Origin of the sequence: Streptomyces sp. NPDC090083, assembly GCF_044747445.1 — a bacterium.
Lineage (GTDB): Bacteria > Actinomycetota > Actinomycetes > Streptomycetales > Streptomycetaceae > Streptomyces.
This window is the reverse complement of record NZ_JBIVED010000002.1, coordinates 729,886-752,899: the sequence shown is the minus strand read 5'-3', so window position 1 is coordinate 752,899 and position 23,014 is coordinate 729,886. Positions and strand designations below refer to the sequence as shown.

Annotated in this window: 22 protein-coding genes; 7 read left to right on the top strand and 15 right to left on the bottom strand. The window is 70.6% G+C overall.

The genetic code is table 11. The features are described 5' to 3' along the window. Positions 1 to 12: 12 nt before the first annotated feature. Entirely contained in the window at positions 13 to 564 is a 552-nt protein-coding gene (locus ACIPTO_RS09185; RefSeq protein WP_366316226.1) for a VanZ family protein, read from the top strand. A gap of 93 nt (positions 565 to 657) precedes the next feature. After that, the gene (locus tag ACIPTO_RS09180; protein WP_033280213.1) at positions 658 to 861 is read left to right on the top strand and encodes a PspC domain-containing protein; all 204 of its coding nucleotides are present in this window, start codon (positions 658 to 660) and stop codon (positions 859 to 861) included. 93 nt (positions 862 to 954) lie between these two features. Here the strand turns inward: ACIPTO_RS09180 and ACIPTO_RS09175 are convergent, their stop codons facing one another. Further along, positions 955 to 1,314: an ATP-binding protein gene (locus ACIPTO_RS09175; protein ID WP_366316228.1), complete on the bottom strand. Its 360-nt coding sequence runs from the start codon at positions 1,312 to 1,314 to the stop codon at positions 955 to 957. 140 nt (positions 1,315 to 1,454) lie between these two features. Continuing rightward, entirely contained in the window at positions 1,455 to 2,609 is a 1,155-nt protein-coding gene (locus tag ACIPTO_RS09170) for an adenosine deaminase (protein WP_401190386.1), read from the bottom strand. A gap of 113 nt (positions 2,610 to 2,722) precedes the next feature. Here ACIPTO_RS09170 and ACIPTO_RS09165 point away from each other — a divergent pair, with 113 nt between their 5' ends. Beyond that, positions 2,723 to 3,487, top strand: a complete 765-nt coding sequence (locus tag ACIPTO_RS09165; RefSeq protein ID WP_366316232.1) for an alpha/beta hydrolase — start codon at positions 2,723 to 2,725, stop codon at positions 3,485 to 3,487. A gap of 29 nt (positions 3,488 to 3,516) precedes the next feature. Here ACIPTO_RS09165 and ACIPTO_RS09160 read toward each other — a convergent pair whose 3' ends face one another. After that, complete coding sequence (locus ACIPTO_RS09160) at positions 3,517 to 4,470, bottom strand: LysR family transcriptional regulator (protein ID WP_401190385.1); 954 nt, start codon at positions 4,468 to 4,470, stop codon at positions 3,517 to 3,519. Between the two features lie 63 nt (positions 4,471 to 4,533). On the opposite strand from ACIPTO_RS09160, the gene ACIPTO_RS09155 reads away from it, so the two are divergent. Together ACIPTO_RS09155 and ACIPTO_RS09150 are read left to right on the top strand one after the other, a co-directional pair. Next, on the top strand, positions 4,534 to 5,805 hold the full coding sequence (locus ACIPTO_RS09155; RefSeq protein WP_401190383.1) for an MFS transporter: 1,272 nt from the start codon (positions 4,534 to 4,536) through the stop codon (positions 5,803 to 5,805). Between the two features lie 113 nt (positions 5,806 to 5,918). Then, positions 5,919 to 6,938 carry a sigma-70 family RNA polymerase sigma factor gene (locus ACIPTO_RS09150; protein ID WP_366316238.1) on the top strand — a complete coding sequence of 340 codons (1,020 nt, stop codon included), beginning with the start codon at positions 5,919 to 5,921 and terminating at the stop codon, positions 6,936 to 6,938. Here ACIPTO_RS09150 and ACIPTO_RS09145 read toward each other — a convergent pair. After that, positions 6,822 to 7,211, bottom strand: coding sequence for an STAS domain-containing protein (locus ACIPTO_RS09145; protein ID WP_401190381.1), 390 nt, complete (start codon positions 7,209 to 7,211; stop codon positions 6,822 to 6,824). The genes ACIPTO_RS09150 and ACIPTO_RS09145 overlap by 117 nt on opposite strands. Positions 7,212 to 7,311: 100 nt before the next feature. Here ACIPTO_RS09145 and ACIPTO_RS09140 point away from each other — a divergent pair, with 100 nt between their 5' ends. Beyond that, positions 7,312 to 8,232, top strand: coding sequence for an AEC family transporter (locus ACIPTO_RS09140; protein WP_366316242.1), 921 nt, complete (start codon positions 7,312 to 7,314; stop codon positions 8,230 to 8,232). A gap of 213 nt (positions 8,233 to 8,445) precedes the next feature. Here ACIPTO_RS09140 and ACIPTO_RS09135 read toward each other — a convergent pair whose 3' ends face one another. The 8 genes from ACIPTO_RS09135 to ACIPTO_RS09100 all read right to left on the bottom strand — a co-directional run bounded on the left by ACIPTO_RS09135 (position 8,446) and on the right by ACIPTO_RS09100 (position 18,615). Then, a complete protein-coding gene (locus tag ACIPTO_RS09135; protein WP_366317080.1) occupies positions 8,446 to 9,729 on the bottom strand; it encodes a thymidine phosphorylase in 1,284 nt (427 codons plus the stop codon). 91 nt (positions 9,730 to 9,820) lie between these two features. Then, complete coding sequence (locus ACIPTO_RS09130; protein ID WP_366316244.1) at positions 9,821 to 10,231, bottom strand: cytidine deaminase; 411 nt, start codon at positions 10,229 to 10,231, stop codon at positions 9,821 to 9,823. Further along, a complete protein-coding gene (locus ACIPTO_RS09125; protein ID WP_401190379.1) occupies positions 10,228 to 11,490 on the bottom strand; it encodes an ABC transporter permease in 1,263 nt (420 codons plus the stop codon). Before ACIPTO_RS09125 ends, ACIPTO_RS09130 begins: the two co-directional genes overlap by 4 nt. Then, positions 11,487 to 12,614 (bottom strand): ABC transporter permease, encoded by a 1,128-nt coding sequence (locus ACIPTO_RS09120; RefSeq protein ID WP_328829495.1) that lies wholly within the window; start codon positions 12,612 to 12,614, stop codon positions 11,487 to 11,489. Before ACIPTO_RS09120 ends, ACIPTO_RS09125 begins: the two co-directional genes overlap by 4 nt. Continuing rightward, positions 12,611 to 14,293, bottom strand: a complete 1,683-nt coding sequence (locus ACIPTO_RS09115) for an ABC transporter ATP-binding protein (protein WP_401190854.1) — start codon at positions 14,291 to 14,293, stop codon at positions 12,611 to 12,613. Before ACIPTO_RS09115 ends, ACIPTO_RS09120 begins: the two co-directional genes overlap by 4 nt. Before the next feature lie 321 nt (positions 14,294 to 14,614). Further along, a complete protein-coding gene (locus tag ACIPTO_RS09110) occupies positions 14,615 to 15,676 on the bottom strand; it encodes a BMP family ABC transporter substrate-binding protein (protein ID WP_366316248.1) in 1,062 nt (353 codons plus the stop codon). Between the two features lie 381 nt (positions 15,677 to 16,057). Then, positions 16,058 to 17,098 carry a BMP family ABC transporter substrate-binding protein gene (locus ACIPTO_RS09105; RefSeq protein WP_366317084.1) on the bottom strand — a complete coding sequence of 347 codons (1,041 nt, stop codon included), beginning with the start codon at positions 17,096 to 17,098 and terminating at the stop codon, positions 16,058 to 16,060. A gap of 287 nt (positions 17,099 to 17,385) precedes the next feature. Beyond that, positions 17,386 to 18,615, bottom strand: a complete 1,230-nt coding sequence (locus ACIPTO_RS09100; protein ID WP_401190376.1) for an amidohydrolase — start codon at positions 18,613 to 18,615, stop codon at positions 17,386 to 17,388. Positions 18,616 to 18,902: 287 nt separating this feature from the next. On the opposite strand from ACIPTO_RS09100, the gene ACIPTO_RS09095 reads away from it, so the two are divergent. Continuing rightward, positions 18,903 to 19,583: a class I SAM-dependent methyltransferase gene (locus ACIPTO_RS09095; protein WP_401190374.1), complete on the top strand. Its 681-nt coding sequence runs from the start codon at positions 18,903 to 18,905 to the stop codon at positions 19,581 to 19,583. Between the two features lie 15 nt (positions 19,584 to 19,598). Here ACIPTO_RS09095 and ACIPTO_RS09090 read toward each other — a convergent pair whose 3' ends face one another. Genes ACIPTO_RS09090 through ACIPTO_RS09080 form a run of 3 tightly spaced genes read right to left on the bottom strand, consistent with a single transcriptional unit; the run spans position 19,599 to position 22,990 of the window. Beyond that, positions 19,599 to 20,687: a hypothetical protein gene (locus ACIPTO_RS09090; RefSeq protein ID WP_401190372.1), complete on the bottom strand. Its 1,089-nt coding sequence runs from the start codon at positions 20,685 to 20,687 to the stop codon at positions 19,599 to 19,601. A 48-nt stretch (positions 20,688 to 20,735) separates the two neighbouring features. Continuing rightward, positions 20,736 to 21,674, bottom strand: coding sequence for an N-acetylneuraminate synthase family protein (locus tag ACIPTO_RS09085; protein ID WP_329553246.1), 939 nt, complete (start codon positions 21,672 to 21,674; stop codon positions 20,736 to 20,738). Between the two features lie 14 nt (positions 21,675 to 21,688). Next, on the bottom strand, positions 21,689 to 22,990 hold the full coding sequence (locus tag ACIPTO_RS09080) for an N-acylneuraminate cytidylyltransferase (RefSeq protein WP_366316256.1): 1,302 nt from the start codon (positions 22,988 to 22,990) through the stop codon (positions 21,689 to 21,691). Positions 22,991 to 23,014: the final 24 nt, after the last annotated feature.

Here is a 23,014-nt window from a genome sequence, read left to right as displayed (position 1 = left end):
GTCTTGTGGGGCGTGCAGCGTCAAGGCTCCATCGGCGGCAGCGCCGCGATTCGCATCCGTGTGGCAGGAGGTGTCCTCCTCGTCGCACATCTCGTGCTCGTCGCCTGGGTCACGCTGCGCCCCCGGGACGTCCCCTGGGTGATGCCCCCGAACCTGCACCCGCTGGCCAGCATCAGAGCCGACCTCGCGATGGGCTGGCCCGAGGCGTCGAAGCGGATCGGTGAGGGCCTCGCCCTACTGGCGCCCCTGGGCGTCCTCCTCCCGATGGTCAGCGGGCGGCTGCATGTCTCCCCGCTCGCGTCCCTCATCCGTACCGTCGCCGCGGGCGCCCTGATCTCCCTGGGCATCGAACTGCTCCAGACCGGGGTCCCCGGCCAGGTCGTGGACATCGACTCCCTGCTCATGAACACGGTGGGCGTCGCCATGGCCCATGCCGCGATCGTCCCCGCGGCCCGCGCCCGGCTCCGCCGCAGGGGCGAGACGGGCCCTCCTCTGGCCCTCCTCCAGGAGGAACCGGCTCAGGGCCGGACCCCGACGATTCCCAGGGTCGGCATCGCTCCGTAGAGCGACGCGGGGCGGACGGCGGCTCCGTACCGTTGAGGACAGATGAGGCGCCCGGACGGGGGCCTCCGACAGCCGCTCGCGAAGGAGCCCCTCATGACCGCCATTGCCCGCCCCACCCAAGGCCGCATGATCGGCGGAGTGTGCGCTGCGCTGGCGCGGCGCTTCGGGACCTCCGCCACCACGATGCGGGTGATCTTCCTGGTCTCCTGCCTGCTGCCCGGCCCGCAGTTCCTGCTCTACATCGCGCTGTGGATCCTGTTCCCGGCCGAGGACAAGGTGCGCACCGAGGCCTGGTGACGCGCCGGTCCCGGACATCGCCCGCGTCCGCGCAAGCCGATGGGGCGCACCCCTCTCCAGGGGTGCGCCCCATCGGCGCGTGCGGGGGTGGGGTCAGCCCAGCGGGATGCCGTTCAGCGGCACGCCGTGCGTGGGGAGGCCCGTCTGCGACAGCGGCAGTCCGCCCAGCAGCCCGGCGACGGGCGCGGTCGGACCGTCGGCCAGGACCTTCTCGGCGGCCGGCTGCACGGCGGAGAGGCCACCGGCGAGCGCGGGCTGCGCCTGGCTCAGCGCCTGACCGGCACCCGGCAGCGCCTTGGCGACGTTCTCCGCGGGCAGCGTGTGGGTCACGGCACCCAGCGTCTGGGTGGCGTCCGGCAGGGCCGGGGCGGCGCTCGCGGCACCCGCGCCCGCGGCGGCGAAAGCGGCACCGAGGGCGGCGACACCGAGGGTCTTGGCAGCAGACTGCTTCATGGTGAATGCGTCCTTGAATGGGATGACGGGGATGTGAGCGGTCCAAGACCGTAAACATGCGAAGGCGCCCGCCGCAAACATCGAAATGCGGACGGATTGTGAAAGCCCGTCCGCATTCCGATACCGTCCCGCTCCCCCGTTCAGCCCTCTTCCGCCGCAGAACCGCTGGTGGAAGCGGTCTGCCGGAACAGCCATTCGGATTTCAGCTCGGCATATCCGGGCTTGATCACGTCATTGATCATCGCGAGTCGTTCATCGAAAGGAATGAATGCTGACTTCATAGCATTGACGGAGAACCACTGCATGTCGTCGAGCGAATAACCGAACGCGTCGACAAGGTGCTCGAATTCCTGGCTCATGCTGGTGTGCGACATGAGACGGTTGTCGGTGTTGACCGTCGCCCTGAAGTGCAGCCGGCGCAGCAGCCCGATCGGATGCTCGGCGTAGGAGTCGGCGGCCCCGGTCTGGAGGTTGGAGCTGGGACACAGCTCCAGCGGGATGCGCTTGTCCCGCACGTACGACGCGAGCCGCCCCAGCTCGACGGAACCGTCCTCCTTCACCTGGATGTCGTCGATGATGCGCACCCCGTGCCCGAGCCGGTCGGCGCCGCACCACTGCAACGCCTGCCAGATCGACGGCAGCCCGAAGGCCTCGCCGGCGTGGATCGTGAAGTGGTTGTTCTCGCGCTTCAGGTACTCGAAGGCGTCCAGGTGCCGGGTGGGCGGGAACCCGGCCTCCGCGCCCGCGATGTCGAAGCCGACGACACCCGAGTCGCGGTGGCGGTTGGCGAGTTCGGCGATCTCCAGGGCGCGGGCGGCATGCCGCATGGCGGTCAGCAGAGCCCCCACCCGGATCCGCCGCCCACCCTCCCGGGCCGCGGACTCCCCTTGCCGGAAGCCCTCGTTGACGGCCTCGACGACCTCTTCGAGGCTGAGCCCGCCGTCGAGGTGCTGCTCGGGCGCGTACCGCACCTCCGCGTAGACGACACCGTCCTCGGCGAGGTCCTCGGCGCACTCGCGGGCGACCCGGATCAGCGCGTCCCGGGTCTGCATCACGGCGACGGTGTGCGAGAACGTCTCCAGGTACCGCTCCAGCGAACCGGAGTCGGCGGCCTCGGCGAACCACACGCCGAGCTTGTCCGGGTCGGTCTCGGGGAGTCCGGTGTACCCGGCGTCCCGGGCGAGTTCGACGATCGTCCCCGGGCGGAGACCGCCGTCGAGGTGGTCGTGCAGCAGAACCTTCGGCGCCCGGCGGATCTGGTCCGAGCTCGGGATGTTCGTGGTCTGGCTCGTCATTTCGGCACTCTAACTCCTACGCGCGTAGATCACCCGCTGTACGAATCCGTCGATACGTAACGGTGACCGCGCGGAAGGGTGGCGTACACGCTCGCTTCTGACACTGTTCTGTCATGGCACAGCAAGCGACGCCGGTCAGGACGGCCCGGCTGGGGAGAGCGCTCGGCTCCGAACCGACCTCGGTGAGCGGCGTGGTGCTGCTGCTCCCCGGCGGCGAGGAGGTCTCCAGCCGCAGGCCCTCCCCCATGATGGCGACAGCCTCCGTACGGACGTTGGGCCGCAGGCTGGCCCGCGCGGGCCAGGCCGACGGGCTCGCCACCCATGTCGTCCACTACCGCTGCCGCGGCTGGAACGGCAGCGAGGCGCAGCTCGCGCACGACGCGACCTGGGCGGTCGAGGAGGTCGTACGGCGGTACGGGGATGTGCCCGTGTGTCTCACCGGTATCGACATGGGCGCCCGCGCCGCGTTGCGCTCCGCGGGGCACGAGGCGGTGAACTCCGTGGTGGCGCTGGCGCCTTGGCTGCCCGAGCAGGACGTCGCGGCGCCACCCGAACCGGTGAAACAACTCGCCGGGCGGCGGGTGTTGATCGTGCACGGCACCAACGACGAGCGGACCGACCCCGAGTTGTCGTTCCGGCTGGCGGCCCGGGCGAAGAAGGCGAACCGGGACATCTGCCGGTTCGAAGTGCACTCCGACGGACACGCGTTGCACCAGCACCGGCAGGAAGTGCACGCGCTGACCGAGGACTTCGTGATGGGGGCGCTGTTCGGGCGGGCGTTCTCCCGGCCGGTCCAGGACGCGTTGATGGCTCCGCCGCCGCTGGGGCTGCGGATGCCGTTGGCCGCGGGGTTCGGGCGGTCGCTCCGCAGGCCCTGAGGTTCCCCGCGCCCCTGGGCGGGCGGTCCTCACGTCGGCAGCAGGTTGCCCCTCCGTGCGAGCAGGAACTGCTTGAAAGCGGCCACCGGCGGAGTGTCCGGACGGCCGTCCAGCCAGGCGACGCCGATCTCCCGCACCGCCCTCGGCGCGGTGACCGTCAGTTCCGCGACTCCCGGGCGGGGTACGGCCGGCGGCGGGAGGAGGGCCACCCCCAGGCCCGCCGCCACCAGACCCCTCAGGGTCTCGGCCTCCTCGCCCTCGAAGGCCACCCGGGGCCTGAAGCCGGCCTCCTTGCAGACGTCGTCGGTGATGCGGCGGAGGCCGTAGCCCGGTTCCAGGGTCACGAAGGTCTCGTCGGCCGCCTCGGCCAGGCGGATGCGCTTGCGGGCCGCCAGGCGGTGGTCGGCGGGGACGACCAGGCGGAGCTTCTGCTCGTCGAGGCGGCGGGCCACCAGGCCGGGGGCGTCCGGGACCGGGGAGGTCAGGCACAGGTCCAGCTCCCCCGCCCGCAGCCGCTCCAGCATGGCCTCGCCGTAGTTCTGGACGAGGCTGAAGCGGACGCGGGGGTGGTCGGCCCGGAAGGCCCGGATGAGACCGGGGACGGTCTCCGAGCCGAGGGTGTGGAGGAAGCCGAACGCGACCTTGCCGGTGGTGGGGTCGGCGTCGGCGCGGACCTCGTCGGCGGCGCGTTCGATCTCGGCGAGGGCGCGGTCGACGGAGGCGAGGAAGGTACGGCCCGCCGGGGTCAGCGACACCGTGCGGCCCCTGCGGGCGAACAGGTCCACGCCCAGGTCCTGTTCGAGGCGGACCATCGCCCGCGACAGGGTGGACTGCGGGACCTGCATCTCCTGCGCGGCCCGGGTGACGTGTTCGGTGCGGGCGACTCCGGCGAAGTACGCGAGGCGGGGCGCGAGCAGCGCGACGATGTCTTCTGTGTCACCGGACGGTGACAGGTGAGTCTGTGACCTCTGCTGATGCACCATGGGAACGATTATGACGTTTCCGTGCATTGGACGGATGAGCGGGCGCGTACGTAGCGTCGCAGCATGCCTTCCGCCGATACCGGGGCGTCCACGACCGTGGCCGCCACCCTCCCCGCCCCCGACTCCGACTCACGGCTGACGCCGGGTGGTCCCGGCTATCGCCGAATGAGCTTCGCCCTGTTCCTCGCGGGCGTGGCGACCTTCGCGCTCCTCTACTCCACCCAGGCCCTGCTGCCGTTGATCTCCTCCGGTTTCGCGGTCTCGGCGAGCGCGGCGAGCTGGACCGTGGCGGCGGCCACGGGTGGGCTCGCGCTGTTCGTCCTGCCGATGAGCGCGCTGTCCGAGCGGTGCGGACGCCGTACGGTCATGACGGCGTCGCTGGCCGTCGCCGTGGGCATCGGGGTGCTGGTGCCGTTCGCGCCGTCGCTCGGCGCGCTGGTGGTGCTGCGGTTCCTCCAGGGTGCCGCGCTGGCCGGGCTGCCCGCCTCGGCGACGGCCTACCTGGCGGAGGAGGTCCGGCCGAAGGCGCTGGTGACCGCGATCGGACTGTTCGTGGCCGGCAACAGCGTCGGCGGGATGAGCGGCCGGATCATCACCGGCTGGGTCGCACAGGAGTGGGGCTGGCGGGTCGCGGTCGGGGTGATCGGCGTCATCGCGGTCGGCTGCGCGGTCGCCTTCCGGCTGCTCCTCCCCGCCCCCCGGCACTTCACACCGGGTTCGCTGCGCCCCCGCGTCCTGGCCCGCGCGGTCCGCGACCACCTCGCGAACCCGCTGCTGTGCCGCCTGTACGCGATCGGCGCGCTCTTCATGACGGTCTTCGGCGGCGTCTACACGGTCATCGGCTACCGCCTCACCGAAGCCCCCTTCTCCCTCCCCCAGGGCATCATCGGCTCGATCTTCCTGGTCTACCTGGTGGGAACCGTGTCCGCGTCCACGGCGGGCCGGCTGGTGGGCCGGCTCGGCCGCCGGGGCGCGCTGTACCTGGCAGGCGGCACGACGGCGGCGGGCCTGCTCGTCTCCCTCGCCGACTCGCTCCCGCTGGTGCTGCTGGGCCTGGTCCTCATCACGGCCGGCTTCTTCGCGGGGCACGCGGTCGCCTCCTCGGCGGTCAGCAAGACGGCGACCACAGGACGCGCGCAGGCCTCCGCGCTCTACCAGTCCGCGTACTACATCGGCTCCAGCACCGGCAGCACGATCGGCGCGACGGCGTTCCACGCGGGAGGCTGGGCCGGGACGGTCGGGGTCGGCCTGCTGGCGGTCGTCGGCGTGGTCACGATCACCGTGCTCGGATCACGCGCGGCCCGGGTGGAGCGGCGGGGTGTGGTGGCGGCCTGAGGCCCGTACCCCCTCCGAGCTGCACGTTCATTCACTCCTCGCGCCATTGTCAGTGGGCTGCGCTACGTTTCGGGGTAAGGGAAGAACGGCCACAGGGGTGGGTGGGCGAGACCATGAGCGACAGCACCGTGACGGCGACGGACGACCTCGACGTCAGGCTGGAGAAACACCGCGTCGAGCTGACCGGGTACTGCTACCGCATGCTCGGCTCCTCCTTCGAGGCCGAGGACGCGGTGCAGGACACCATGGTCCGCGCCTGGCGGAACTACGAGAAGTTCGAGGGCAGGTCCAGCCTGCGCTCCTGGCTGTACCGGATCGCGACGAACGTCTGCCTGGACATGCTGTCCGCGGGCAACAAGCGGGCCCGCCCCGTCGACCTCAGCGACTCCACTCCCCTCGCGCAGGCCGCGCTGTCCCCCCGCCCCGACAACACCTGGCTGGAACCGATGCCGGACGCGCGCGTCCTGCCGACCGTCGCAGACCCCGCGGAGGCGGCCGTGGCCAAGGAGTCGGTGCGGCTCGCGTTCATGGCGGCCCTGCAGCAACTCCCGCCGAAACAAAGGGCGGTGCTGATCCTCCGCGAGGTCCTCGCCTGGCGGGCCAACGAGGTCGCCGAGCTGCTCGACACCTCCGTCGCGTCGGTCAACAGCGCGTTGCAGCGGGCCCGCGCGACCCTCGCCGAGCGGGACGAGAAGGCGGCCGACGCCGCCGTCTCCGACCCGCTCGACGAGGAGCAGCGCAAGCTCCTGGAGCGCTACGTCGCGGCCTTCGAGGGCTACGACATGGCCGCGCTCACCGCGCTGCTGCACGAGGACGCCATCATGACGATGCCGCCGTTCGACCTGTGGCTGACCGGCCACGACGACATCACGGGCTTCATGACGACGATCGGTGCCGCCTGCGAGGGCTCCCGCCTGATCCCCGTCGAGGTGAACGGCCTGCCCGGCTTCGCCCAGTACAAGCCGGACCCGGACACCGGCGGCTTCTCCCCCTGGGCGGTCCAGGTCCTGGAGATCTCAGACGGCGGGCTCACCGGGTTCCACTTCTTCCTGGACACCAAGCGCTGGTTCCCGCTGTTCGACCTGCCCCTCCATCTCGAAGCGGAGTCCGACGAGATCGAGGAGGGCGCGTAGCGCAGGGGCGGGTGAGCGCAGCCGTATCCGGCCTCCGGACCGGCGGGCGGTCAGATGGAGGCGGGCCAAGAGGTCGACGGCGCCGAGCCCCGGTGGTCCGGGGCCGACGACTTCGACGAGGACCACTCCGGCACCGGTCGTCGTCTTCAGCAGCGCCCGTACCTCGGCGCACAGCTCCGCCACCTCGTCGGGGGTGACGGGGCGGGCCGGCACGAGTACAGCGGGTGTCTTGGCGTCCACGATCGGTAGACCGGGTGGGCGGGCGTAACTCATCGGGGGCGACCGCCTAGGTTTGGTGTATGCCCCACGGATCAGCCCCGCCCTGGATACCCGACGGCCTCTCGCGTGCGGACGGCTCCGCCGAGGGGGTGCCGTGCAGGGGGTGCTGACCGGGTTCGCGGTCATCGGAGTGGTCATCGCGGTCGGCTATCTGCTCGGGGTGCGCGGGTCCCTCGGCGCACACGGGCGGGACGTCCTGACCAAGCTGGCGTTCAACGTCGCGTCCCCGGCGCTGCTGTTCACCACCCTGGCGCGGGCCGACCTCTCGGTGATCTTCTCCGGCGGTCTGCTCGTGACGATGCTGAGCACGGCGGCGGTGGCGGGGCTGTTCGTCGCGGTGGGGGCCGTACGGGGGTGGGGCGTCGGCCGTACGACGATCGGCGCGCTCTGTTCGAGCTACGTCAACTCCGGCAACCTCGGGATCCCGATCTCGGTGTACGTCCTGGGCAATGCCTCGCTGGTGGCGCCGGTGATGCTGTTCCAGCTCGTGGTGGTGAGCCCGCTCGCGCTGACGGTCCTCGATCTGTCGGGGGCGGGCGAGAAGGGGCCCTTGTGGCTACGGCTGCTGACTCCGCTGCGCAATCCGATCGCGCTCGGGTCGCTCGCGGGGGTCGCGGTGGCGGGGGCCGGGGTGCATGTTCCGGATCCGGTGCTGGATCCGCTCACGCTGATCGGGAACATGGCGGTGCCGGCGGTGCTGATCGGGTTCGGGATCTCGCTGCGGGGGAGTTCGTTGCCGGGGCGGGGGGTCGACCGGTGGCCGGTGCTGTTGTCCGTCGCGCTGAAGGCGGTGGGGCAGCCGGTGATCGCGTGGGTGCTGGCCGCGATGGTGTTCGGTATGCGCGGGGCCGGGTTGCTGGACGTGGTGGTGACGTCGGCGCTGCCCGCCGCGCAGAACCTGTACACGTACGCGAGCCGGTACCGGGTGGGTGAGGGGTTGGCCCGGGACTCGATCCTGCTGTCCACGGTGTTGTCGGTGCCGGTGTTGGTGGTGGTCGCGGCGGTGCTGGGGTGAGGTGAGGTGAGGTGGGTGGTGGGGTCGTGTGCTGTGTGCGGGTGCGTTGTGGCTGGTCGCGCAGTTCCCCGCGCCCCTGGGAGTGGCAGTGATCCGGGGTTTGTGCGTCCAGGTCCTCCCCCGCGTCCCCGGGAGAGGCAGTGATCCGGGGGTTGTGCGTTCGAAGGGCCGGGACTCTGGACGTCCCGGCCCTCCCCCGCTGTCGGCTCTCGGCTAGGCGATGCGCTCCAGGACCACCGGCGTCGCCTTGAAGTCCGTTCCCTCGGCGGCGATGTCGTAGGAACCCTTGACGGCCTCCAGGGCGTACGCGAAGCGGTCCGGGGTGTCCGTGTGGAGGGTCAGGAGGGGCTGGCCCGCGGTCACGGTGTCGCCCGGCTTGGCGTGCATCTCCACGCCCGCGCCCGCCTGGACCGGGTCCTCCTTGCGGGCGCGGCCCGCGCCGAGGCGCCAGGCGGCGATGCCGATGTCGTAGGCGTCGAGGCGGGTGAGGACGCCGGACGCCGACGCCGTCACCACGTGCTGCTCGCGGGCCACCGGCAGTTCCGCGTCCGGGTCGCCGCCCTGCGCGGCGATCATCCGGCGCCAGACGTCCATCGCGGACCCGTCGGCGAGGGCCTTCGCCGGGTCGGCGTCCTTCACTCCGGCCGCGTCGAGCATCTCCCGGGCCAGGGCGATCGTCAGCTCGACGACGTCCGAGGGGCCGCCGCCGGCCAGGACCTCGACCGACTCGCGGACCTCCAGCGCGTTGCCCGCCGTCAGGCCCAGGGGGGTCGACATGTCCGTCAGCAGGGCCACCGTCCGCACGCCGTGGTCCGTGCCCAACCCGACCATCGTGGAAGCCAGTTCACGCGCGTCCTCGATCGTCTTCATGAACGCGCCCGTGCCGACCTTCACGTCCAGGACCAGGGAACCGGTGCCCTCCGCGATCTTCTTCGACATGATGGACGAGGCGATCAGGGGGATGGCCTCCACCGTTCCCGTCACGTCCCGCAGGGCATACAGCTTCTTGTCCGCCGGGGCCAGGCCGTCGCCCGCCGCGCAGATCACCGCGCCGGTCGTGTCCAGCACGTGCAGCATCTCCTCGTTGGAGAGCAGCGCGCGCCAGCCGGGGATCGCCTCCAGCTTGTCGAGGGTGCCGCCGGTGTGGCCGAGGCCCCGGCCGGAGAGCTGCGGGACGGCCGCGCCGCAGGCCGCGACCAGCGGGGCCAGCGGGAGCGTGATCTTGTCGCCGACGCCGCCCGTGGAGTGCTTGTCGGCCGTCGGGCGGGACAGGGACGAGAAGTCCATGCGCTCGCCGGAGGCGATCATCGCGGCGGTCCAGGTGGCGATCTCGCGGCGGTTCATGCCGTTGAGGAGGATCGCCATGTTGAGGGCGGCCATCTGGTAGTCGGCCACGTCCCCGCGGGTGTACGCGTCGATGACCCAGTCGATCTGCTCGTCGCTCAGTTCACCGCGGTCCCGCTTGGTACGGATGACGGAGATGGCATCCATCGACACTTGCGCCATGGCTTGGCTTTCCTTCCGAACGTTCAGAAAATGCGCGGCCCTTCCGTGTCGTGGTCGCCGACTCGGAAGGGCCGCACGGGAGTTACCTGGTGAGATGGTCCGGCCCGAAGGCCTGCGGGAGCATCTCCGAGAGCGGCAGGATGCCCTTCGGTGTCTCCACCAGCAGATCCGGGCCGCCGAACTCGTAGAGCAGCTGGCGGCAGCGGCCGCACGGGACGAGGATGTCGCCCTTGCCGTCGACGCAGGTGAAGTGCGTCAGCCGGCCGCCGCCGGTGCGCTGGAGGTGGGAGACCAGCCCGCACTCGGCGCACAGGCCGAGGCCGTAGGACGCGTTCTCCACGTTGCAGCCGGAGACCGTGCGTCCGTCGTCGACCCGGGCGGCGACCCCGACGGGGTAGCCCGAGTACGGCGCGTACGCGTGGGACATCGCCTCCCGCGCCTCGGCGCGCAGTTCGTCCCAGTCCACGGCCAACTCGGCGGCGGGCGAGGTCACTTGCCCTGTCCCTTCCGGTACGGCAGGCCGTCCGCCTTCGGCATCCGCAGGTGCTGCGCGGAGAGCGAGAGCACCAGCAGGGTGACGATGTAGGGGCTGGCGCCGACCAGTTGGGTCGGGACGTCGTCCGTGGTGGCGTACCAGACGAACATCAGGGCGGCGACGACGGCGGTGGCGACGGCCGGGACGTACCGCTTCTTCCAGATCATGTACGCGCAGCCGGCGACCAGCAGGAAGCCGATGAGCAGGATCAGGGCGTGCACGTTGGTGGAGCCGCCGCGCAGGTTGAGGCTGTCGGTGTAGCCGAACAGGCCCGCGCCGAGGGCGAGTCCGCCCGGCATCCAGTTGCCGAAGATCATCGAGGCGAGGCCGATGTAGCCGCGTCCGCCGGTCTGGCCGTCGAGGTAGACGTTGGACGCGACGATCGACAGGAAGGCGCCGCCGAGGCCGGCGAAGCCGCCGGAGATGATCACGGCGATGTACTTGTACTTGTAGACGTTGACGCCGAGGGACTCGGCGGCCACCGGGTTCTCGCCGCAGGAGCGCAGCCGCAGGCCGAAGGCCGTGCGCCAGAGGATCCACCAGGTGGCCGGGACGAGGGCCACCGCGATGACGGTGAGCGGGGAGAGGTCGGTGAACAGGCCGCCGATCAGGCCCCCGAGGTCCGAGATCAGGAACCAGTGCTTCTCGTTGAGCTTGTCCAGCCAGGTGGAGAGGCCGGGGATGTCGAAGGTGCCCAGCGAGTCGATCGGCGGGGACTGCTTGGCGGAGCCCTGCTCGGTGTTGGCGAAGGTGAACTTCGACAGATAGCGGGTGGTGCCGAGCGCCAGGATGTTGATGGCGACACCGGAGACGATGTGGTTGACGTTGAACGTCACCGTGGCGATGGCGTGCAGCAGCGCGCCGAGGCAGCCGCCGATGACGCCGAAGACGACGCCGGTCCACGGGCCCCACTGGTAGCCGGCCCAGGCGCCGAACCAGGTGCCGAGGATCATCATGCCTTCGAGGCCGATGTTGACGACGCCCGCGCGCTCGGCCCACAGACCGCCGAGACCGGCGAGGCCGATCGGCACCGCGGCCCGCAGGGCGGTGGACATCTGGCCGGTGGAGGTGATGCCGTCGGCGCCGGTGATGACGCGGACCAGCGAGGTGAGGATCAGGGCGCCCGCGACGATCAGCAGGAGCACGGGGAGCGAGAAACGGCGGCCGCCCTTGCCGGGCTGCTGCGCCTGCGGCTTGGCGATGGTCGCGGTACTCATCGGGCCGCCACCTCCTTCTTCTCGGAGTTGTTCCGGGCGGCAGCGGCGAGTTCCTCACCGACGCGCTTCTGCTGGCGGCGCAGGCCCCAGGTGCGGACGACCTCGTACGAGATGACGACCGCGAAGACGATCAGGCCCTGCATGATCGTGGCGATCTCCTTCTGGTACGCGACCGGGGTCGCGTAGTCCAGGGCGGGAGACGCCTTGTCGAGGAAGGCCCACAGGAGGGCGGCGAGTGCGATGCCGCCCGGGTTGTTGCGGCCGAGCAGGGCGATGCCGATCGCGGTGAAGCCGAGGCCCTCGGGGAAGGTGAGGCTGTAGGTGTGGCTGTCGCCGAGCAGCAGCGGCAGGCCGGCGAGGCCCGCGACCGCGCCGGAGATCAGCATCGCGGTGAGCGTCATGCGCTTGGCGTCGACGCCGGAGGCCGCGGCGGCCGACTCGGACTCGCCGGTGGCGCGCAGGTCGAAGCCGAAGCGGGTGCGGTTGAGGACGAGCCAGTACAGGACGCCCATGATCACGGCGAGGAAGACCAGGCCGTAGATCTCGCCGACGTCCGAGCCCAGGTCGATGCCCGGGATCCAGCCGGACTTCTTCATGATGCCGGTCGTCATGTTGTTGCCGACCTGCACGCCCCAGGTGTTGGTCTGCGTGAGGTAGAGGATGAGGCTGGTGGCGATCGCGTTGAGCATGATCGTCGCAACGACCTCGCTGACCCCGCGGGTGACCTTGAGGACGCCCGCGATGCCGGCCCAGAACGCGCCGGTGAGGACGGCGACCAGGAGCAGCAGCGGCACCTGGAGCACGGCCGGCAGGCCCACGTGCGCGCCGACGACCGCGGTCATCACGGCGCCGAGGCGGTACTGGCCGTCGACGCCGATGTTGAACAGGTTCATCCGGAAGCCGAGGGCGACCGCCAGGGCGGCGATGTAGTACATCGACGCCTGGTTGACGATCAGGACCTGGACGTCCGAGTACCCGATCTGCTGGAGCATCAGGTTGTACGGCTCGATCGGGTTCTTGCCCGAGGCGAGCAGCACGACCGAGGTCAGCAGGATCGCCGCGACAAGCGCCATGACCGGTCCGGCCACGGCGAGGAGCACGCGCTCCTTGTCGAACTTCTTCATCGGGCCTCGTCCTCCGGGGCGGCGGTGTCGTCCGCGTTCTCTACGGTGCTGTCGGCGCCGTTGTCTACGGTGCTGTCCGCGCCGTCCGCTGCTTCCTCGACGTGTTCGAGGTGACCGGAGGCGGCGCCGGTCATGGCCGAGCCGAGTTCCTCGGGGGTGACGGTGGCCGGGTCGGCGTCGGCGACCAGCCTGCCGTCGTAGATCACGCGCAGGGTGTCCGACAGGCCGATCAGCTCGTCCAGGTCGGCGGAGATGAGCAGGACGGCCAGGCCGTCGCGGCGGGCCTCGCGGATCTGGTCCCAGATCGCGGCCTGGGCGCCGACGTCCACACCGCGGGTGGGGTGGGCGGCGATCAGGAACTTCGGCTTGTGGCTCATCTCGCGGCCGACGATCAGCTTCTGCTGGTTGCCGCCGGAGAGGGAGGCGGCGGTGACGTCGATGCCGGGGGTGCGGACGTCGTACTCCTCGACGATCCGGCGGGTGTCGGCCTGCGCGCCCTTGATGTCCAGCCACACGCCCTTGGAGTTGGGCTTCTCGGTGACGTGGCCGAGGATGCGGTTCTCCCAGAGCGGGGCTTCCAGGAGGAGGCCGTGGCGATGGCGGTCCTCGGGGATGTAGCCGATGCCCTTCTCGCGGCGCTTGCGGGTGGCCCACGGCGTGATGTCGTCGCCGAGGAAGCCGATGGTGCCGGAGTCGGCGTTCTTCAGGCCGATCAGCGCGTCGATCAGTTCGGTCTGGCCGTTGCCCTCGACGCCGGCGATGCCCATGACCTCACCGGCGTGGATGGTGAAGGTGACGTCGTCCAGGACGCGCTTGGCGGTGCCGCCGACGGCCGCGTCGCCCAGCAGTCCGCCGGCCGCCGGCTCGGACTCGGCGCCGAGGGAGGCGCCGCCCGCCGCGTAGACGGTGAGGCCCCGGACCTCGATGACGGGCCGGTCGGTGACCGTGGACTCCGCCGTCTCGGGGGTGGGGAGTTCGCTGCCGACCATCATCTCGGCGAGCTGGCGGGGGGTCGTCGAGGAGGGGACGGCCGTGCCGACGGTGGTGCCGCGCCGGATGACGGTGATCTCGTCGGCGACGGAGAGGACCTCGCCGAGCTTGTGGGAGATGAAGATGACCGCGAGGCCCTCGGACTTCAGCTCGCGCAGGTTGCTGAAGAGGGCGTCGACCTCCTGCGGCACCAGGACGGCGGTGGGCTCGTCCAGGATCAGGGTGCGGGCGCCGCGGTAGAGGACCTTGAGGATCTCGACGCGCTGGCGCTCGGCGACGCCGAGGTTCTCGACGAGGACGTCCGGGCGGACGTTCAGGCCGTAGCGGTCGGAGATCTCCTTGATCTTCTTGCGGGCGCCGCCGCCGATGCCGTGCAGCTTCTCGCTGCCCAGGACCACGTTCTCCAGGACGGTGAGGTTGTCGGCGAGCATGAAGTGCTGGTGGACCATGCCGATGCCGCGGGCGATGGCGTCGGCGGGCGACGAGAAGGTGACGTGCTCGCCGTCGACGGCGATGGTGCCCTCGTCCGGCTTCTGCATGCCGTAGAGGATCTTCATCAGGGTCGACTTGCCGGCGCCGTTCTCGCCGACGAGGGCGTGCACGGTGCCTTTGCGGACACTCAGGTGGATGTCGCTGTTGGCGACGACACCCGGGAAGCGCTTGGTGATCCCCACCAGCTCGACCGCGATCGTCGACCGATCGCCGAGTGGAGGGTTGCTGGACGCGTCGATGGCGAACTCTCCTCGTGGAAAGGGGCCTCTCTACGCGCGTAGCGCCCCTGCTTTAAATAGTGCCCGGACCTGATCGTTCTCTGACTGGCATTCGATCCGTTCCGAGCATTCTGCCGCGCGAACGGGGTGTGCGTCCCTGGCGTCGATCGCCGCGTGGCAGACGGGAGATCGACGGCAGGGGCGCGGGGAGACATCCTCCCCGCACCCCGTTCCGTGGCCGTAACGCTGTCATTACAGCGCTCTTTTGGCCATGGTCGTGACTGGCCTAGAACCAACGGTTCAGGAGGTCTTGACCTTGATCGAGCCGTCCTTGATGCCCGCCTCGGCCTTCGCGAGGGCGGCCTGGAGGGCGGCGTTGTCCTTGAAGGTCGGGTTCGAGTCGGCCAGGCCGACCGCGCCGTTGCTCAGCGAGCCGCGGATCTCGCCGCTCAGCGGCTTCTTGTCCTTGATGACGGACTTGGACAGGTCGTACACCGCGCCCGAGACGTTCTTCAGCGCCGAGGTCAGGATGTAGTTCTTGTACTTGGCCAGCGCGGCCTGCTTGTACTGGTCGGAGTCGACGCCGATCGCCCACACCTTGTGCGCGGCGGCCGACTTGATGACGCCCTGGCCGGAGAGACCCGCGGCGGCGTAGACGACGTCCGCGCCGGCCTCGATCTGGCCGTCGGCCGCGGCCTCGCCCTTGTCGGGGCTGGAGAAGCCGCCCTGCGCGGCGGTCTGGGTCAGGTACTGCGCCTTGACCGTGACGCCCTTCTTGGTGTCCTTGACGCCCTGCTCGAAGCCGGCCTCGAACTTGTGGATCAGCGGGACGTCCACGCCGCCGATGAAGCCGACGGTGTTCGACTTCGTGGTCAGCGCGGCGGTGACGCCGGCCAGGTAGGAGGACTGCTCCTCGTGGAAGACCATGTCGGCGACGTTGTCGGCCTGGATGGTGTTGTCGTCGATGATGCCGAAGGTGGTCTTCGGGAACTTCGCGGCGGCTTCCTTGACGGCGGGGGCGTAGGCGAAGCCGACACCGATCACCGGGTTGTAGCCGGCCTTGGCCAGGGTCTCCAGGCGCTGCGTCTTGTCGGCGTCGGACTCGTTGTCCTGCGGCTCGACGTCACGGCCGCCGACGCCGAGGTCCTTCTCGGCCTTCTGCAGACCGGCGAAGGCCGCGTCGTTGAAGGACTGGTCGCCCTTGCCGCCGACGTCGTAGGCAAGGCCAATACCCTTGGACGTGCCGCCGCTGCTGTTGCCGCTGGAGCTGGACTCGCTGGACGAGCTGCCGCAGGCGGAGACGGTTACTGCAAGAGCTGCGGTTGCAACGCCTGCAACCGCGATTCGGGACACCCGGCGCATGGAACGAGACTCCTTCGTGCAAGCGCCCAAACCAGGCGCTGGTTCCGCCGCAGCGTAACGCGCGTAGACCAGACGGAAAACCCCATCTGTCCGGTCCGTTATAGAGCTGTGGCCACAGATGGTGACAAGCGTACGGACAGCCGGACGCCCCTTGCGGGAGGCAAGGCCCGGGGCGCCGATCTCCCGTCGTCCGCCCGCAGGGCGGGCCGCGCGGCGTCTGGTGCGTGCGATCGCAAGGCGCCGGAGCGTTCGCGTGGCGGAGCCACGTGGGCGGTCCGGCAACGCGGCGAGCGTGCGTGCCAGGCGTCGCGCGGCAGACGGGAGATCGGTGCCCCGGGCCTAGGGGCGTGCAGGCTGGAACGATGCACTAAGGGGCTAGTGCTACTTGGTGTTGACGGTGATCTTGCCGGAGACGATGTCCGCCTTCGCCTTGTCCACCGCGGCCACCGCGGCCGTCATCGCCTTGTACTTCGGGTTGGTGTCGGAGAAGCCGACGCCGTCGTTGTCGAGGCCGTAGCGGACCACGCCGGTCTTGGGCTTGCCCTCGTAGACGGACTTGACCAGGTCGTAGACCGCGCCGCCGACGTTCTTCAGGGCCGAGCCGAGGATCGCGTCCTTGTACTTGGCGAGCGCCTTCTGCTCGTACTGGTCGGAGTCGACGCCGATGGCCCACACCTTCTTGGCGGAGGCCTCGGAGATGACGCCCTGGCCGGAGAGACCGGCGGCGGCGTACAGGACGTCCGCGCCCGCGTCGATCTGGCCGCTCGCCGCGTCCTTGCCCTTGTCGGGGCTGGAGAAGCCGCCCTGGGCCGCGGTCTGCGTGAGGTACTGCGACTCGATCTTGATGCTCGGGTTGACGGACTTGGCGCCCTGGTCGAAGCCGGCTTCGAACTTGTGGATGAGGGGGACGTCCACGCCGCCGATGAACCCGATGTGGTTCTTCTTGGTCGCCTTGGCCGCGGCGACGCCCGCGAGGTACGAGGACTGCTCCTCGTGGAAGACCAGGTCGGCCACGTTCGGGGCGGTGATGGTCTCGTCGTCGATGATGCCGAAGGTGATGTTCGGGAACTTCGCCGCGGCCTCCTTGACGGCCGGCGCGTAGGCGAAGCCGACACCGATCACCGGGTTGTAGCCGGCCGTGGCGAGGCTCTCCAGGCGCTGCACCTTGTCCGCGTCGGACTCGTTGTCCTGCGGCTCGATGTCGCGGCCGGTGAGGTTGAACTCCTTCTCGGCCTTCTGGAAACCGGCGTAGGCCGCGTCGTTGAAGGACTGGTCGCCCTTGCCGCCGACGTCGTAGGCGAGGCCGATGCCCTTGCCGGTGTACTTGCCGGACGAGGACGACGCGCTGTCGCTCGTCTTGTCGGCGTCCTTGCTGGAGCTACCGCAGGCGGTGGCCGCGAGGGCGATGACCGTGACGGCCACCGCAGCTTGGGAGAACTTCGTCCTCCGAGATGTCTGACGCACAGCAAGCACTCCTTCGTCCCCACGGCACCGTCACCGGACCGCTTCCCCAAGCCGCCGCCTCTGTGGCGATTTCCGCGCACAGTAACGCGCGTAGAAGAGGAGGGGAACGGTGTTTCTCCTTGCCGTTACCGGATCGTGCCGCCGCCGCGTTACGTTCCCGCGCGGGTGGTTACACCCGGGTGACACAAGGGGACGTAGGGGTACCGAACGGGCACCCCTGCGTCCCCCGGGTCACGGCGTGCCGGTCAGATCGCGCCGTCGATCAGGGCGGCGGCGGTGAACAGTTCCACGCCGACCGTGATCGCGGACTCGTCAGCGTCGAAGTCGCCCTGGTGGAGGTCCCGTACGGTGCGCTCGCCCGGGGTGCGGACACCGAGCCGGGCCATGGCGCCGGGCACCTGCTCCAGGTACCAGGAGAAGTCCTCGCCGCCGAGGCTCTGCTCGGTGTCCTCGACGGAGAGGGGTCCGCGGCGGGCGGTCATGGCGTCCCGGAGCAGTTCGGTGACGAGCGCGTCGTTGACGACGGGCGGCACTCCGCGGACGTACTCGATCACGGACTTGGCCCGGTGCAGTCCGGCGATCTCGTCGATCGCCGCGTGCACGACGTCGGGCGCCTGCCGCCAGGCGTCGAGGTCGAGGCACCGCACGGTGCCCGACAGTTCGGCGTGCTGCGGGATGACGTTGGGCGCGTGCCCGGACTCGATACGGCCCCAGGTCACCGAGACGCCGCTGCGCGCGTCCATGCGGCGGGCGACGACCGCGGGCACGTCGGTGGCGACGCGGGCGGCGGCGGTGACGAGGTCGGTGGTCAGGTGCGGCCGGGCGGTGTGGCCGCCGGGGCCGTCGAGGGAGACCTCCAGCCGGTCGCAGGCGGAGGTGATGGGGCCGATGCGCAGCCCGATCCGCCCGCTGTCCACCTTGGGATCGCAGTGCACGGCGATGATCCGCCCCACCCCGTCGAGCACCCCGCACGCGATGGCGTCGGCGGCGCCGCCGGGCAGGACTTCCTCGGCGGGCTGGAAGAGGAGTCGTACGGCCCGTGGGAGCAGGCCCTGCTCGTGCAGCCGGGCGAGCACGAGGCCGGCGCCGAGGACGACGGTGGTGTGCACGTCGTGGCCGCAGGCGTGGGCGCGGTCGGGCACGGTGGAGCGGTACGCGCAGTCACTCTTCGTGTCCGGGATGGGCAGGGCGTCGATGTCGGCGCGCAGCGCGAGCATGGGTACGGCGGGGTCACGGGGGCCGATGTCACAGATGAGGCCGGTGCCGATGGCGAGGACGCGCGGTTCGAGACCGGCGGCCTCCAGCCGGGCCTTGATCGCGGCGGTGGTCCGGAACTCCTGGTTGCCCAGTTCTGGGTGCATGTGCAGGTCTCGGCGGAACGCGACGAGCTCGGCACGCAGGAGGTCCGGAAGGGTGCCCGGGAGCACGTTCCCGACGGGTTCGACCTCGGGCTCTGCCTCGGACTCTGCTGACATCAATTGCTTCACCCTCTGAAGGGTAGGGCGCCCGGATGGTCAACTGACCCTCGATCAACAAAACTTCAACCCGTTAGTCGAAGAAAATCTGACCGCCGGCCGCATAGCCGCCTGTGGAGATGGGTACACTCTCCGCTCCTCCTGGGATACCACGGCTCACCACAGCCCGGCTCGACCCGTCCGCATCCCGGAATCCGCACGGCCCCACAACAGTGCGAACACCGCTACGCAGCGTGAGATTCCCGAACCGGCGTGTCCGTTGCGGTCCCTTGGTAGGGTCCGCCGACGTGACCGACCCGAACGCGGACCTGACCGCGGACTTCATAGAGGCCACCCGCTCCTCCTACGACGCCATCGCGCCCGCGTACAGCGCCGAGCATCCGGACGGCCTGGGCGACGGCCCCGTCGAGGCCGGTCTGCTGACCGCCTTCGCCGCGCTGGTCCGTACGGCGGCAGACGAGCCCCGGGTGGCCGACGTCGGCAGCGGCCCCGGCTATGTGACCGCCCGCCTGAACGACCTCGGCCTCCAGGCCTTCGGCATCGACATCTCCCCGCACATGGTGGCGCTGGCCCGCGAGGCGCATCCCCGGCTCTCGTTCCGGGTCGGCTCGATGACCGCCCTGGACGTCCCGGACGCGACCCTGGCCGGCGTGCTCGCGCTCTACTCCACGATCCACGTCCCGGACGCCGAACTGCCCGGTGTCCTCGCGGAGTTCCACCGGGTGCTGCTGCCGGGCGGCTATGTCCTGCTGGCGTTCCAGGCCTCGGAGGGCGAACACATCCACCTGGCGGAGCGCTACGGCCAGGACATCTCGCTGGACTACTACTTCCGCACCCCCGCCCAGGTGGCGGCCCACCTCACGGAAGCGGGCCTGAGCGTGTACGCCCAGGCCCGGATCGAACGGCAGGGCCAGCAGAAGTGGGGCCGGGCCTTCACCCTGGCCCACAAACCCCCGGCCACCGGCTGAACCGCCGGACAGGTCCTAGGCCGCCGTCACCGCCGACAACCGGTGCACGTCCCGCGCCGTGCCCGTGACCCCCGACAGGAAGCCCTGTGCACGGGGTGAGGCGTTCTCGGTCAGCCAGGCGGGGTCGATGTCGCAGACCGCGACCCGTACCTCCGTGCCGACCAGGGCGAGGGGCAGGGTGTGGACGACGGTCGACGGGAAGCTGAGGATCGTCCGGCCGATCGGACCGCGCCGGGCGATCAGTTCCAGGGGCAGGTCGGGGCGGACGATCTCCAGGCCCGTCTCGACCGCCAGCCGGTGGAGCTTCTCGGTGCTTTCGCGGCGGTGGGCGAAGTAGCGGGTCGCGCCGTGGGTCTTGGCGAGCGCGGAGACCGCCTCCAGGTAGCGGTCGTTGTCGACGACTCCCGTCTCCACCAGGGACGTTCCGACCATGTCGGCGCCCTTGGTGATGCGGGGCGGGCCGAAGGTGGCGCGGGTCCAGGCGAATGCGTTCGCGGTGATCGTGACGCCCTCGGGGGTCGTCTCGATCGGCATCGAGGAGAAGACCTCGACCGTGCGCCGGGCGCTCGGGGTGAGGCGGCGGCGGGCCGCCGAGGAGACCGGGGCGAAGACCAGGTCGCGGGGACCGGGCCGGCCGCCCTTGCGGTGCCAGCGCACGAGGCGTTCGCCGCTGGCCAGTTGGGCGACGAACTCCATCGTCGCGGTGCCGTCGTCGACCACCACCAGCTCGCGTGCCCTGGTGATGGTCAGGAGGAGTTGTACGTAGCGGGAGAACGGGTCCCCCATGACGATCCGGTCCGCCCTGCGGAGGAGCCGGGTCAGGCCGCCGATGGTCTGGAAGGGGGCGGCGGGTCCGCCCCGCGCCTCCTCCCAGCGCACGGTGTGGCCCTCGTCGCGGGCGAGGTCGGCCATGCGGCGCAGCTGGCCGCGGGTCATCGGGTCGGTCGGTGACAGGACCACGAGGGTGAGCCCCCCGCCGGGTGCCTCCTCGGCCCTGGGCGCACGCAGGTGCGCCCACTCCAGCACGTTCAGCAGCTGTACCGGACTCTCCACGAACGCGAGAGTGTGGGGGGTGAGGCCGGCGGTGCCGGCGCGAGGGCTCATCGTCGTACGACCGTCCCGTGACCGTAAGTGGCGCTTAATGGCTCAAACTCAGACCGAGACCGGCTCGCCGGCGGCCGCGGCGATCTCCGCCTCGGCCACCACGCCGGTGACGCGGCGCAGCTTCTTCATCGGGCCGAGCTCCGACTCGTAGACCTTCTTGACGCCGTCGCCGAGGGAGGCCTCGATGGTGCGGATGTCGCGGACGAGGCGGGTCAGGCCCTGCGGCTCGACGGAGGCGGCCTGGTCCGAGCCCCACATGGCGCGGTCGAGGGTGATGTGGCGCTCGACGAAGGTGGCGCCGAGCGCGACCGCGGCGAGGGTGGTCTGCAGGCCCGTCTCGTGACCGGAGTAGCCGATCGGGACGTTCGGGTACTCGGCCTGGAGGGTGTTGATGACGCGGAGGTTGAGCTCCTCGGCCTGCGCGGGGTAGGTCGACGTGGCGTGGCACATCAGGATGTTGTCCGAGCCGAGGACCTCGACCGCGTGGCGGATCTGCTTCGGGGTCGACATGCCGGTGGAGAGGATGACCGTGCGGCCGGTGGCGCGCAGCGAGCGGAGCAGCTCGTCGTCGGTGAGGGACGCGGAGGCGACCTTGTGGGCGGGGACGTCGAACTTCTCCAGGAAGGCGACGGCCTCGGTGTCCCACGGGGAGGCGAACCAGTCGATGTTCTTCGACTTGGCGTACTCGTCGATCTGGCGGTACTCGTCCTCGCCGAACTCCACGCGGTGGCGGTAGTCGATGTAGGTCATGCGGCCCCAGGGGGTGTCGCGCTCGATGTCCCACTGGTCGCGCGGGGTGCAGATCTCCGGGGTGCGCTTCTGGAACTTGACGGCGTCGCAGCCGGCCTCGGCGGCGGCGTCGATCAGCTTGAAGGCGTTCTCCAGCTCACCGTTGTGGTTGATGCCGATCTCGCCCACGACGTAGACGGGCTGGCCGGGGCCTGCGGTCTTCGAACCGAACTGGCGCAGACGGGAGTTGATGCTCATGACAGCGGGTTTCCTTACTTGGTGAGGGAATCGAGAGAGGGGCCGAGGATCCAGCTGGCGATCTCTCGGACAGCGCCGTCGCCACCGGCCACGGTGGTGACCGCTCGTGCGGCGCCGCGTACGACGTCGTGGGCGCTCGCGACCGCCACGGGCCAGCCCACGAGGGCGAAGCACGGGAGGTCGTTGACGTCGTTGCCGACGTAGAGCACGCGCTCCGGCGCGATGCCCTGCTCCTCGCACCACTGCTTGAGTGCGAGGTCCTTCCGGTCGATGCCGTGCAGGACCGGGAGCTGGAGCTTCCGGGCCCGGGCGGCGACGACCGGGTTCTGCTCCGAGGACAGGATGAGCATCTTCAGGCCGCTCTTGCGCAGCGCCGCGATGCCGAGTCCGTCTCCGCGGTGCACGGAGACGAACTCCCGTCCGTCGGAATCGATCAGCACCCTGTCGTCGGTCTGGGTGCCGTCGAAGTCGAGTACAACCGCGTCGATGTCGTCGGCGGTCGGGAGCGAGCCGGGGCGGTCCGCGTCGAACAGCGGGGCCAACGCCCGTGCCCTGGCCAGCTCGTGGGGGTCGTCGATCTCCAACACCCGTGCGGGGTCGGTCCGGACGAGTTCGGTGCGGCCGAAGAAGCGGTGGCCGACCGTGCGGAAGCCGGCCGCGTCCATGCCGTAGACGGCGCCGGTCTCCAGGAAGTCCTGGGGGCGGTCCTGGCGGCGCGGGCGGAACGACTTGTCGTGGTTGACGCCGTAACCGCCGCTGGCCACCGTCGAGTTGGCGACCTTGGTGGCGCCCGCGACCTCTTCGCTGCGGGCGGGTTCGACGACCGCCGTGGCCTCGTCGTCGGCGTCGCGCCACACGAAGCCGTGGAAGGGGGCGACGGTGTGGGCGGTGTCGGCGCCGTTCGCGACGATCGCGTTCACGATGCCGTCGACGTCCTCGCGGACGATGAAGGGGCTGGTGCACTGGACGAGCAGGACCACGTCGACGGACGCGCCGTGCAGGGCCTCGTGGGCGTCCATGGCGTGCAGGACGGCGGCCTCGGAGGTCGCGGTGTCGCCGGCGATGGCGGCGGGCCGCAGCACGACCTCGGCACCGGCCTGGCGGGCGGCGGCGGCGATGGCCTGGTCGTCGGTGGAGACGACCACGTCCGTCACCAGGCGGCTGGCACGGCACTCGCGCACCGCGCGGGCCACCAGCGGGACGCCGCCGACGGGGGCGAGGTTCTTGGCGGGGACGCCCTTGGAGCCGCCGCGCGCGGGGATCACCGCGAGCACCCGGCGCACGGAAGCGCCTTGGCCCGCTTGCGGGTTGGACATGGGCTCTACTCCTTGAGCGGAAGA